11 protein-coding genes and 1 pseudogene are annotated in these 12,993 nt (G+C 51.1%); 8 read left to right on the top strand and 4 right to left on the bottom strand.

Annotation, left to right across the window (positions count from 1 at the left end):
- Window positions 1-9 precede the first annotated feature (9 nt).
- Together CAG64_RS22810 and CAG64_RS22805 are read right to left on the bottom strand one after the other, a co-directional pair.
- The gene (locus CAG64_RS22810) at window positions 10-810 is read right to left on the bottom strand and encodes a MerR family transcriptional regulator (protein ID WP_161448086.1); all 801 of its coding nucleotides are present in this window, start codon (window positions 808-810) and stop codon (window positions 10-12) included.
- Window positions 800-1,753 carry a YbgA family protein gene (locus CAG64_RS22805; RefSeq protein ID WP_161448088.1) on the bottom strand — a complete coding sequence of 318 codons (954 nt, stop codon included), beginning with the start codon at window positions 1,751-1,753 and terminating at the stop codon, window positions 800-802. Before CAG64_RS22805 ends, CAG64_RS22810 begins: the two co-directional genes overlap by 11 nt.
- Window positions 1,754-2,105: 352 nt before the next feature.
- Between CAG64_RS22805 and deoD the strand changes: the two genes are divergently transcribed.
- The 4 genes from deoD (at window position 2,106) to CAG64_RS22785 (ending at window position 7,537) form a co-directional block, all read left to right on the top strand.
- A complete protein-coding gene (gene deoD, locus CAG64_RS22800; protein WP_021706235.1) occupies window positions 2,106-2,816 on the top strand; it encodes a purine-nucleoside phosphorylase in 711 nt (236 codons plus the stop codon).
- Window positions 2,817-2,898: 82 nt separating this feature from the next.
- Window positions 2,899-4,368, top strand: coding sequence for an IS1 family transposase (locus CAG64_RS22795; protein ID WP_161448090.1), 1,470 nt, complete (start codon window positions 2,899-2,901; stop codon window positions 4,366-4,368).
- 123 nt (window positions 4,369-4,491) lie between these two features.
- Complete coding sequence (locus CAG64_RS22790) at window positions 4,492-5,976, top strand: hypothetical protein (RefSeq protein WP_161448092.1); 1,485 nt, start codon at window positions 4,492-4,494, stop codon at window positions 5,974-5,976.
- A complete protein-coding gene (locus CAG64_RS22785) occupies window positions 5,957-7,537 on the top strand; it encodes a GGDEF domain-containing protein (RefSeq protein WP_161448093.1) in 1,581 nt (526 codons plus the stop codon). Before CAG64_RS22790 ends, CAG64_RS22785 begins: the two co-directional genes overlap by 20 nt.
- A gap of 8 nt (window positions 7,538-7,545) precedes the next feature.
- On the opposite strand, the pseudogene CAG64_RS22780 reads toward CAG64_RS22785, so the two are convergent.
- Window positions 7,546-8,420, bottom strand: a pseudogene (locus tag CAG64_RS22780) (DMT family transporter).
- A 180-nt stretch (window positions 8,421-8,600) separates the two neighbouring features.
- On the opposite strand from CAG64_RS22780, the gene CAG64_RS22775 reads away from it, so the two are divergent.
- Both CAG64_RS22775 and CAG64_RS22770 read left to right on the top strand, forming a co-directional pair.
- A complete protein-coding gene (locus CAG64_RS22775; RefSeq protein WP_021706240.1) occupies window positions 8,601-8,990 on the top strand; it encodes a DUF3302 domain-containing protein in 390 nt (129 codons plus the stop codon).
- Window positions 8,990-10,120: an HlyD family secretion protein gene (locus CAG64_RS22770; protein ID WP_021706241.1), complete on the top strand. Its 1,131-nt coding sequence runs from the start codon at window positions 8,990-8,992 to the stop codon at window positions 10,118-10,120. The genes CAG64_RS22775 and CAG64_RS22770 overlap by 1 nt, the downstream gene beginning before the upstream one ends.
- A gap of 60 nt (window positions 10,121-10,180) precedes the next feature.
- Here the strand turns inward: CAG64_RS22770 and CAG64_RS22765 are convergent, their stop codons facing one another.
- Window positions 10,181-11,362 (bottom strand): MFS transporter, encoded by a 1,182-nt coding sequence (locus CAG64_RS22765; RefSeq protein ID WP_161448095.1) that lies wholly within the window; start codon window positions 11,360-11,362, stop codon window positions 10,181-10,183.
- A 102-nt stretch (window positions 11,363-11,464) separates the two neighbouring features.
- Between CAG64_RS22765 and CAG64_RS22760 the strand changes: the two genes are divergently transcribed.
- Window positions 11,465-12,433, top strand: a complete 969-nt coding sequence (locus tag CAG64_RS22760; RefSeq protein WP_161448097.1) for an endonuclease/exonuclease/phosphatase family protein — start codon at window positions 11,465-11,467, stop codon at window positions 12,431-12,433.
- Window positions 12,434-12,496: 63 nt separating this feature from the next.
- On the top strand, window positions 12,497-12,988 hold the full coding sequence (locus CAG64_RS22755) for a GNAT family N-acetyltransferase (protein ID WP_021706244.1): 492 nt from the start codon (window positions 12,497-12,499) through the stop codon (window positions 12,986-12,988).
- Window positions 12,989-12,993 lie beyond the last annotated feature (5 nt).

Below are 12,993 nucleotides of genomic sequence, written 5' to 3'. Positions count from 1 at the left end.
GTTGCCTCCCTAGTCCAGATGCAGTGCCCGCAGCACATCCGACGCGCTGAATCGTTCGTCCCATTGGCTGGACAAAGCGACGAGATGCTGCCTCTGAACATCCGGCAATGCACGGTTAGAGAACACATGTAAGCGCGAGAAAAACTCTAAGGCCGCACCATCACAGAGCCCGGTCAGATCGTCAGCCCCATCCAACACAATCACCCGCAGTCCGGTCTCGGACAGTTGTAGCGCTTCCAGCCAGGCAAAGACGCTTCCAACCGGATCCAGACTGACGAACAGACACTTGCCTTTGGTCGCCGCTTTATTTTCCGCGTCGATAATGGCACTGATGCGAGTAAGCATCAGCGCCTGGAACAACGCTTTTTGCAGCGTACGCTGGCTGGACTTCACTTTGTCCAGAGCCTCCGTCACCGGCATCACAAACTGCTGAGTCACAATCTTGAGCGGATATTCTTTAAACACACCGCTGAGGATGCTTTCGGCTTTGCCCTGATTGAGTACGGCCAGCGCTTCCAGCAGACTTTCCACTTCGTCCAGCGTCATGTTGTCTGCCTGCTCTGCACCGGTTTCCTCATCGCCTGACAATAGCAAGCCTTTGACTTTGCCAATTGCCACACCTTTGGCCAGCCAGCGTTGAATCGCATGGATGGTATCAATGTCCGCTTGCGTGTACAGCCGATGGCCTTTCTCTGTGCGCTGCGGCTGAATGAGGTTATAACGACGCTGCCAGGCACGCAGCGTGACCGGTTTCACTCCGGTTGCTTCGGCCACTTCCCGAATTGCATATAGCTTTGTTTCATAACCCATAACGTAAACGTAACTCCTGCGGATAAGGGTTCAAATATTTCTGTTTATCCAGATAACTGTCCGGATAAGCGTTGAGGTAATGTTTGATGAGAGTCATTGGTGCAAGCAGCGGCAACAGCCCGATCCGATAGTCATCAATCACTTTGCGCAATTCTGCTTTCTGATCTTTATTCAGCGAACGCTTAAAGTATCCCTGCAGATGCATCAGCACATTGGTATTGTTCTTGCGGCTGGCCCGAATGGCCATGGCTTGCATCAATCCCAAACGATACAAGTTAAAGAACTCATTGATGTCATATTGATTGATACTGGCTACCAGCCGGCCAAGCTCTCGGTAAGACTGCGGATGATGCGCCATTAACGTCAGCTTGTAGCGTGAGTGGAACTCAATCAGCTTGCTGGCAGTGGGCACGCCGCCCATTGAAGTATACAAATCGTGCAGACAATAGACCCGGGTGATGAAATTCTCTTTGAGCACCGGATCATTCAGACGCCCGTCCTCTTCAATCGGCAGCCAGGGCATCGACTCCATCAATACACGCGTGTACATGCCGACCCCGTCTTTGTCGGCGTTATTCTTTTTGTACACTTTCACGCGTTCCATTCCACAGGTCGGTGACTTGGCACACACGATATACCCGCACAACGGCAATTGATCCAACTCGGCGACTTTATCCTTGGCAAACGCCTGCATTGCCTCGGTGTAGTCACGTTGCTCATCTTTGGTTTCCACCAGCGCTATGCGCTCTTCGTCGGAGATGAGCCGTATAGTTGGTCGTGGCACTGGCATCCCGATGCCGACTTCCGGGCACACAGAAATAAACTCCAGATGAGGAGCAAGCTCCTTGGTGACGAAATTACTCACTTTATGGCCAGAATCAAAACGGACCCGCTCGCCCAATACGCAAGCGCTGACGCCGACCAGAACAGATTGACTCTCCATGGTTCACCTCGAACATCGACATGTGTACATATTATTTTCTTGTACAATTATTAGCACAAGTCGATCACTGTGTACAAAAATATTTTTTGTACACCAATAAAAAGCTCACGCTTTGTTTCCAGAACAATCACCACAAAAAGGCAGCCAAACGTTTACACAAATCGATTGCCTTACCACTTTCAACACATTTGGTTATCAATGGAAAATATATCCCTCCACACAGGGCTTTTTGTGACATACTTCTCAAGGAGCCAGTACTGACAGGGTTAGTATTGGCTCAACAAGAAAACACACTTTCAACAGAAACAGTAAAATGACTCAATGCATTTACTGACAAATTGGAGTAAAAGCTATGGCAACCCCTCACATCAATGCACAACCAGGTGATTTCGCAGAAACCGTCCTTATGCCGGGTGATCCACTTCGCGCAAAATACATCGCAGAAACGTTCCTGGAAGATGTGAAGCAAGTTTGTGACGTTCGCAACATGTTTGGCTTTACAGGCACTTACAAAGGTAAAAAAGTATCTGTTATGGGCCACGGTATGGGTATCCCATCATGCTGCATCTACGTACACGAACTGATCTCAGAATACGGCGTGAAAAACGTTATCCGTGTGGGTAGTTGTGGTGCAGTGCGCGATGACGTTAACCTGATGGACGTGGTTATCGGCATGGGTGCTTCTACCGATTCAAAAGTGAACCGTATCCGCTTCAATAACCACGATTTCGCTGCCATTGCCGACTACGACCTGCTCGAAACAGCCGTACACCAGGCGCGAGATCAGCAAGTACCAGTGAAAGTGGGTAATGTATTCTCTGCTGACCTGTTCTACACCCCGGAAGAAGACATCTTCGAGAAAATGAAGAAACTGGGCATCCTGGGCGTGGATATGGAAGCAGCTGGGATCTACGGCGTCGCAGCGGATCTGGGCGCACGCGCGTTGACCATTCTGACTGTCTCTGACCACATCATCCGTGGTGAAAAACTGAGCTCAGAAGACCGTCAAAAATCGTTCAACGATATGATGAAAGTCGCTCTGGAAACGGCGATCAACATCTAATCGACTGTGATAACGAATTCTTTTCCACAGTACCAAGCTGCCAGCTCCGGTTGGCAGCCTGAATTTTCCCGAGGGGGCGATCGTGTCAAACGATGAACTGCCAAAGGAGGCAGACGGGTTACAACTCAACTTTTGTAAAACATTGGCGTGTGACAACTTTGGATTGAGTGAGGCAAATCGTTACGTTTTGCAGCATGCTAACCCTAAGCGGCCAACGATGGTATGTCGTGAGTGCGGTGCTTTCCCCCCCTTACTTAACAATCAGGAAGTGTTAAACGAACTGCATCGTTTAAGACACCTACACAGCGATGGCCTTCCGGCGTGTCGCCACGACGAGTGCGAAAATTTCGGCTTGTCCGTTCATACACATAAACATCTGTACCACGCATTTGGTTACAGTGGTGACCGCCAGCGTTATCGTTGCAAAGCGTGTCAGTCTACCTTTGTCGACAAATGGTCCGGCGCCAACAAAAAGCTGACTTTTCAGGAAAATCTGCTCGGCTTACTCTTCATGAGCTACTCGGTGCGTGAAATTTGCCGCAAGCTGTCGATCAACCCAAAAACGTTCTACGATCACCTTGATCACATTGCCAGCCGCTGCCGACGCAAACTGGCGATGATAGATGCACGCTGGGTCAACCATGCCAGCGAATACGAACTGGCGTCGTTTTACGTACCTTTGCAGCCGCAGAGCAACAACGGCGTATTGTGGATCACCACGGGAGAAGCCAACACCGGCTACATTTTGTGTCAGCACGTCAACTACGCCTCCGATGAAGAACCGCAGGGCGAAGTCGACCATGACCCTTACCAGACACCCGCTCGCTTTGTCTCCCGCGAGCACTCGTCAGAAGCCAACATGCCAGTACCTGAGGCATCACCCTATCTGCGTGAACGCATTGACCAGCAATATCAAACGATTCTAGCCCGCGGCAACGTCGAAGATCCGATGGGCAACCTGACCTCATTCAATTACCCGTCCAAAGGTGCACTAATACGGCCTCCTTACACCTCTTACGCCCATTTTTTGCATGTGCTGGATATGTGTGGAGACGACAAACGCGTATCGATTTATATGCCCCAAGACCCCGTGCTGCGCTCTGCCGCACTGAGTGTGTGCCTGCCTCGTATTAAGCGTCAAAATGTCGACCTTATGTACGTAGAAGAAGATCCGGGCTGGGAGAACACACAAGATTTTGACAAAATCGACATTGTTCATATGGGATGGTGGCGCGACCGTTGGGCGATCGCTTCTCAGCATCACACCGCCAAAGGAATATGCTACCTGGCCGGAGATCATCCGACGCCGGAATACTGGCTCCGCAAGGCCAGCACAGGAAAAATCGAATTCTACCATCAGCGCTTCCAGCTACTTTTTTCGACGTTCATTAACGAGCCGAGACGCAAGCTTCGCCCTGGTGGTCTGTTGCCCATGTTGGATATTTTTCGAGCTTGGCACAATCTGTGCTATCAAGATAAGACAGGGAAAACAGCGGCACAAAACCTTGGCCTGACGCAGCAACCACTGACATTGCGCGAACTGCTGTCGTAACCAGGAATAGTGTGAACTAACCCGGCTATTTAATGGCCGGTGTTTGCTTATTCTGGCTTTAGCCTGACTGCTGTTTTTATAATGTCTTTCGCATGCCATGCGTTGAGCTAAAGGATTGATTCATTGGACAAAAGTCAGCACACGTTAGAAGCCGAAATTGAGCAATTGCGGGCTCAGGTTGAGTCTGACCCTCAAAAAGTGCTGAAATCGGCCGAACAATGCGCCAATCGCTCTGTCCAAATTGCCTATCCTGAAGGCAGGATCCAGTGTTTGATCATAATGTCACGTTGCGCCTGGTGTCAGATGGACTATCGCAAAGGGCTGAAGTACATCAAAGACGCCTACACCAAACTCAACGCTCTCGACACCGATGATTACCTGCCGGAAATTCTGCATATCCACGCCCTGCACTGTTGGGGGCAAGCCAAATACTATTCTGCTCAACAATACTGGATTAACACACTGGAGCAATCCGCACTGGTCGGTGAAGTCGAATTTCAGATTGAGGCGCTGATTGGGCTTGGCAACATCTGGCGCATCACCAATGAGCTTGATATGGCTCGCTCGACTCATGAGCTGGCGGTGAAAGTTGCCAATAATGCCCGTATCGACTGGCTGGAAGGCAAATCCCGCATCTTGCTCGCATGGGACCACTACCTGCTTAACAACTATGTTGAGATGCTGACGGTACTCGACGGCGCGATAGAAGCGCTGCAGTACCACCCGGACAGGACCTGGCACGCCGAGGTATGGGACTTTCGCGGCCTGGCGCTGCTCGGTCTGGAACGGGCTGACGAAGCCGAAGAAGCGACCCGCAAGGCACACGATTTGGCTGTCGAGCACAATCTGACCTGGATGAAAGCACATTCATTTATCAGCCGGGCACGGCTGGAACTGCTGCGCAAAAACCCAGTGAAAGCTGCCGAACTATTGGTCGAAGCCGAAGCGTCCGCCGCCAGTTTTGATAATGGTGAGCTGCTGTCGCAAATCTGTTTTCAACAGTCACGGGTTGCCGAGGAATGCGGCGACGATCAAGCTGCGCTGGCTGCGTTCAAAAAGTACCGCCAGCATTCCGTCAACATGCTGCGTGAACAAAATTCCCGTACCGGTCTGGACAAAGCGCGAGACTCCAAACGCCAACTGGAACAGCGGGCGAGAAAGCTGATCAACCGTATTCGGGCCCAGCACGAATACGACCCGGAAAAACATCTCAGTCGCCTGGTTTCTGAAACCTATTGGTGGGAGCAATTGATGCAGCATAAAACCGAGTTGAAACGCGCCTCGCATACGGTTGTGACAATTCACCATGCCAATCCGGAATTGCTGGATGCCTGCACAGAGTTGGTTCACTCCCTGTGTCATCAGCAAGACTTACTCGCTCGCCTGAGCCAAAACCGTCTGGGATTGCTACTGGCCGAACAGGGACAGGCCGCCGATGAGATGTATCAGATCCTGAGCAATATGATTCAACTCTATCCATGGCAGCGTAAAGGATTTAAAGGTCAACAACCTGAGGTGATCTGTCAGGACGTTCTGTCCTTCCCGTTTACTCTGGAACAGCTGGAAGAGAGCCAGCATAAGGTATCAGATGGAAGCACTACTGAATAAAATACGTGAATCAGGGCTGGATGCTTCCTCTGTCAGTGGTGAAGAGGCAACCATCTTCTGGGATTATGCCCGCCAACACATCGCCAGTTCACCGCGTGAAAAAGCCCATTGCTGGATCATCAGTGCCGAGTACCGCCTGACTCTCAATCAGATTCGCAACAGTATCGACGAGCTGCGCGCCGCACTGAGTTTACTCAGCCTGCCGCAGGATGCCGATGTGATCCTGTCAGTCAAAAACAGCCTCAGCGATCGCCTGTTTGAAATGGGGGATTTCTCCGGAGCACTTAACGAATACGTCTCCGCTTCCAGTATCGCCGTGGAGCACAGTGACATTGATGCCTATGTGCTGGCCATCCTGGGGATGGGTAATCTGTGTGATGCTTATGGGGATCACAATCGCGCTCTGCGCTACTACCAAAAGATAGACGGCATTGATCACGCCATTTCCAGTCGTTCGCTGCGGCTGAGATACAAACTGTACATGCTGGCATGCTTTATCGAACTGCGCCGCGTCTCGGCGGCGCACGATTTGATCAAAGAGTGCGAAGAATTAAGTATTCTGGTCAGTGATAAGGTTCTGTCCGGGCAAATTCTGCTCTATCAAGCGAAAATCCTGCGTCTGGAAGGTCATACCACCAAGGCGCTTCACGCTCTGGGCGACATTCAATACAGCGTCGGAAACACCAGTTCGAGCTGGCTGTTTAATATGATCCGCCTTGAACTTGCCCACTGCCTGAGTGAGCTCGGACGATCCGACATGGCGAACATGATTCTGGCGACCATCAGCAAACGCATTCGCCAGTACGCTTCCCCGGTGCTGGCTAAACGGTGTTTTGATACCTACAGCGCCGCTTGTGAGATGAACAGCGACTTTAAACGGGCACTCGAATATCAGAAAAAGGCTTACCGAATTGAGTCGGATCTGATGAAAAATATCCCCATCAGCGAGCTCGGCTCCTCTCAGTTGCGTCGCCTGTCTCGCTTTGAACTGCAACTGAAGCTGATCCTGTCAGAGCTTGAAAACCGCGAGCTGAAAGAAACCACCGAAAACCAGAAGAATACTGTGGCTCAATTGCAGCAGGATGTGTTTACCGATCCTTTGACCGGCCTGCACAACCGCCGCTGGCTGGACTTTAAGCTGAAAGATTTGCTGCTGCACGATGCGACCTTCTCATTGCTGGTGATCGATATCGACCACTTCAAATCGATCAACGATGAACTCAGCCATCTGGTCGGCGATCAAGCAATCATTAACGTCGCCAAACAACTGGCTGCATATTTCCGCTTTCGTGGAGCCTCCTGTGTTCGCTTTGGTGGCGAAGAGTTTTTGGTGATCCTGGAAAATCAACATCAAGATCAAGCCGCCATGCACGCTGAAAACTACCGTGAGAGAATATACCAATTTGGTTGGGATGATATTCTGGGCGAGCGCGGGCTGACCGTCAGTGTCGGCGTCACACAGCACCGCGATGGCGAAAATACCCAACGGACTTTTTATCGCGCGGACAAAGCATTGTATCGTGCGAAAGCCAATGGACGTAATCAGATCTGTATTGAATAACCTGCCTACTAACGGATAAAGAACAACGAAATCCCAACCAGCGCAACCAGCGTACCAAACACACTGCGCCGGGTCAGAGGTTCCCCTTTGCATGCGCATATGACCAAGATAAACAGTGGACTGGTGGCGATCAACGTCCGCGCGATGGCCGGATTGGCGTTTTTCAGTGCTATCTGCTGCAACCACAACGCGAGAAATATGCCGACAAAAATCGCCGCCAACAACCAGCCCAACGATGAACGGTTAAGCTGACTGAGATGACGCCGAATGGCACAAAATGGCTGAGATTCAAGTCGCCCAACCACCAGCATCACCGCCCCAACCCCGACACTGAGACGGATCAACGCTCCAATCAACGGTGGAATATTCCCTTCGACCAACGCGTAATGCGAGATCACTACGCCGGTCGCCTGACACACACTGGCAAGCACACCAAATGCAATTCCGCTGGACGACATGATCCGCCCGGTGTGCGGCTCGGCAATCACATACATCACTGCGGCGGTGGTCAGCAACACGCCAGACTCAGGCTGGCACCTAGCGCCAGCAAAGCCAATACGCCCGACAATGACGGAGCCAAAGACTCCAGTAAGAGCGTTTTATTAGCACCAATTCGCTTTAGCGCAGCGAAATAAGCGCTGTCACCGATCGCGATGCCAATCACACCGGACAGGCCCAGGATCCACAAATGAGACGCACTCAGTTGCCACTCTGGTTGTGGCATAAACGGCAACACCAGTAACATCATCGCCGCTGCAACCACACCTTTCACAATATTCAGTTGCAGTGCCGAAAACTGATGGCTGAACTGACTGTAAAGCCAAGTGGCGGCAGCCCAAACCGCAGCTGCAGAAATCGCTGCTGCTTCTCCATAGATTGACATTGTTGCTTTCCCTGTCTGATGGTCGCTAGATAAAAGGTTGCCATGAACCGAAAAACCACAACTCTGTTACACAATTGATATGTATAAATTGGCTTCGACACTATACTTTTTACAATCAATTACTTATTTTTATCAATAGTAGCAACTGCTATTTCTCAAAGACCGAACTAGGACACCAATATGCTTCTCGATTACATCGCGCTGGGCCTGTTGATATTTGTCGCTCTGGTGATTTTTTACGGCATCATTGTTATTCACGATATTCCGTATGAAATAGCCAAAGAGCGCGAACATCCGCACCAAGATGCCATTCATTATGCTGGCTGGGTCAGCTTATTCACACTGCATGCCCTGTGGCCATTTCTCTGGATCTGGGCCACGCTGTGGCGCAAAGAGCGTGGCTGGGGATTTCAAAAACTGGAAGCGGAGCAGCACGATCTGCATCACCGGGTCGAATCGTTGATTGATCAGGTCAGCCAATTACAACAAGAAGTCGCCACGCTGAAAGCTCAGCAATCGGCCGACGCGCCTAAGTCCTCTCAGGCTGACGATCACCAAGGAGCGCAGTAATGGATTTACTTTTAGTTCTGACCTACACCGCGCTGTGTATTGCCATTTTTAAAATCTTTAAAATCCCTCTCAATAAATGGACAGTACCCACCGCCGTACTCGGCGGCATTGCCTTGATCGGCACGTTAATTCTATTGATGAACTACAACCACCCATTCAGTCAGTTCGGCAACCAGGTTTACACCACCACACCGATAGTCTCCGGCGTCCGCGGGCGGGTGATCGAAGTGCCAGTGCAACCGAATGTACCGTTAGAACAGGGCGATGTGCTGTTTAAAATCGATCCAACACCTTTCCAGGCCGAGGTCGATAAACTCAAGGCTCAGGTGAAAGAAGCCAGCCAGGGTGCACTGAGCCTGCAATCTGACTTACTGGCCGCGGTCGCGGAAGAAGAACAAGCCATCGCTGAACGTGATAAAGCAGAACGTGAATTCATCCGTTATAGACGCGGTTATGCAAGAGGCGCGTTTACCGCGCAGGATCTCGACACTCGTCAGCAAGCCTACAAAGCCTCTGAAGCCAGCGTGAAGGCCGCCGCTCAGCGAGTGAAGCAAGCTCAGCTTGCTCTGGACTCCGAAATCGGAGGGGAAAACACCGCAGTCGCCAGTCTGCTCGCCCAACTGAGAAAAGCCGAGTTTAACCTGGAGCAAACCATCGTCCGGGCCCCTACGGGCGGTTTCGCGACTCAGGTCGCTCTGCGCCCCGGGTTAATGGCCGTCCCGCTGCCCCTTGCTCCAGCGATGACCTACGTCAACACAGAAGATCGCTATTACGCCGCTGCATTCCGGCAAAATTCTTTGCAACGAATCGAGCCCGGATTCAAAGCCGAGTTTTTGTTCCGTGCCATTCCTGGTCGGGTATTTCGGGGCGAAGTGATTGAAGTCATCCCGGCGATTGGTGAAGGCCAGATCCAGGCCCGTGGAGTATTGCTCGGCACTGAGGCGCTGCGCACCAACGGTCGTGTGATGGTCAAACTGAAAATGACGGATGACATCTCCGAATTCAATCTGCCGCTGGGGACCGCCTTCGAAGTAGCGGTGTATTCAGACCATTTTGAGCACGTGGCGATCATGCGTAAGGTGTTGATTCGAATGAAAAGCTGGCAGAACTATCTTTACTTAGACCACTGATACCCGCTCCCAAAACCACAAAGCAGCGCTAAGCGCTGCTTTGTTTGTTCAGGCCAAACGCTAGCTCCAGCGCAACACCCGCACTTCATTCCCTTCCTGTGGCTTACCGGGAATATTGAGCGATAACACCAGTGACACCAAAGCCATGCCCGCGCCAATATAGAACACAGCCGCCGGAGACACCAACCAGATCAAGCCAAAGGTTACCGGAATGACAACCGCCGCAATGTGGTTAATGGTGAACGATACGCCCGCGGTCGAGGCCATATCCGTCGGATCCGCAATTTTCTGGAAATAGGTTTTTATCGCCAGTGCCAACGCGAAGAACAGGTGATCGACCACGTACAATGCTGCCGCCCATTCCGCAGTGGTGACCATGGCATACCCCACAAACACCAGGATCAAACCTGTGTATTCAAACATCAGCGCTTTGCGCTCACCCACGACACCGATAAAACGGCCGATTCGCTTGGCAAACAAAAAGTTAAACAGGTAGTTAATCAAAAACAATAACGTGATGTCGGCCGCTGAGTAGCCGAACTTTTCCACCATCAGGAAACCGGCAAAAACGGTGAAGATTTGTCGTCTTGCCCCGCTCATGAAGGTCAGGGCGTAATACAACCAGTAACGCTTGCGCAGCACCAGTTTCTTGTTCTGCGGCGTTTCGGAGCGAAATTCCGGAAACGCCAGCGCTATCCAGAGAACCAGCGCCAGTCCAACCCCTCCGGAAATCATATACACCCAGGCAAAATCAAGCTGAACGACCTCCAGCATGATCCACAGTGCTCCGTAAGTCAGCAACGATGCAAGAGCACCAACCGAGATGAGTTTCCCCAACATCTCGGGCGCCTCATCTTTGTTCAACCACTGCAACGACAGCGATTGTTTAAGCGTTTCGAAGTAGTGGAACCCTGTCGACATTAACAAGGTCGTCATCAACAAACCAAACAGAGACGGAAACAACCCCGTGATGGCGGTGCCTATGGTCAACATCGCCAGTGCAAGCAGCATGAAACGCTGCTCTCGAATAAACAACAATACAAAGACAGCGGTGAAAGCAAGAAAGCCAGGAATTTCACGGACACTCTGCAATAAACCGATATCCGCGCCATCAAAATGCGCCTTTTCAACCACAAAGTTATTCAGTAGCGCCATCCAGCTAGAAAACGCGATCGGGACAATAATCGAGATAATTAACAAAAAGTTCTGGGGAGTTTTCCAACTGGCGGGAGCCTGATTCATAATAGTGTCTCTACACAACGTAAAATACGATCTTAAAGCGGAATTTAACCAAACCGCAATCATTTGCGTAAAAAATCTTAACATCACAATCCGGAACCCTGAATGTCAGAGCCTGTCACCACACTCACTTTTGCCACCATGAATTTGTTCAACTATGTTGAGCCGCCGAATGCGTTCTATGACTTTGGCAATATCTACACGCAGGTTCAGTGGCAGAAAAAGTGTGACTGGCTGGAGAGACAACTCAACCAGGTTAATGCAGATGTCGTCGGCTTTCAGGAGGTGTTCAGCCCCAAAGCCCTGCAAGCTCAATTGCGTCGCCTTGGTTATGCTTATTTTGCCACCGTTGACGGGCCACATATCGCCGACGACTACATTTACACGCACCCCGTCGTAGCAATCGCCTCTCGCTACCCAATTGAATCCGCAACCCGCATCCAACGTCTCCTGTCTCCCGACCGTTTTACGTTCAGCAGAGAGCCCTTGCACGCGGTCATTACGTTACCAGTGATTGGCCATACCGATGTGTACATCGTGCATTTTAAATCTCAACGGCCCATGGAAGGCGAGCTTTTATCGGACACGACATCTGAATGTGTGTGGCGGCAAGAGCTGGCTGGCCGCTGGCAGTCGAGTATCCAAAGAGGCTGGGAAGCGCACTGCCTGCATCAGTCTCTCGTCACTACAAAGCAACAATCGCAACGCCCGTGTCTGGTGATGGGGGATTTCAACGCCGATTACCACAGCGGCGAGTTTGCCGCTTTACGCTCGAACGGCCCGTACCGACAAGACCCACAACCTTACGCCCGCTACCATCTGCATGACGCTTGGCATTTGTTCAGCGATCAAGAGGTTACACGCCCTTTCACTCATTACGCTGGCCCTCAGGGCAGCGTACTCGATTACATCTTAGTCTCCGACGAATTTCGCTCCTCTTCGTCATTTTGTCTCGCCGATATCTTGCGCTATCAGGTAATAGACAAACATCTGGTTAACCCTGATTACGCGATCGATGGGGACAGCAGTGATCACGCTCTGGTTGCCCTGAGTGTGACGTGCCGCGCTGGATAAGAATCTGTTTGCATTTCATCTGGTTAACGTTACATTGGAGGTCAATAATAAAAGGAGCCTCTTATGGAAATACTCGTTCGTCCAACTCAGGTGAGTGACGCTGCTGCCCTATGCGAAATCTATTCACAGCCCAGCGCTCAGGCAGAAACCCTGCAACTGCCAAGCCCTTCGCTCGCGATGTGGACGAAACGACTCGAATCCATTCCTGAAGGCGTGTATTCCTTTGTTGCCGAGGTAGACGGTCAAGTCGTCGGAAATATCGGCTTTGAGCACAATCAACGACCACGACGTGCGCATTGCGCCAGCTTTGGCATTGGGGTGCATGATGAATTCCACGGGCTTGGCGTCGGCTCTAAACTGATCGAAACCGTGTTGGATCTGGCGGACAACTGGCTACAGGTAAAACGCGTCGAAATTGAAGTCAACAGCGATAATGAGAAAGCGATCGCCTGCTACAAAAAATTTGGTTTCGAAATTGAAGGGGAAGCCAAGGGCTCGGCGTTTCGACACGGCAGGTACATCAATACCTACTACATGGCGCGTTGCCGCTTTTGATTAAA

Origin of the sequence: Vibrio sp. V38_P2S17PM301 (assembly GCF_009904845.1) — a bacterium.
Lineage (GTDB): Bacteria > Pseudomonadota > Gammaproteobacteria > Enterobacterales > Vibrionaceae > Vibrio > Vibrio proteolyticus.
Note: the sequence above shows the minus strand (reverse complement) of the source record. Positions and strands in the feature narration are given on the sequence as shown.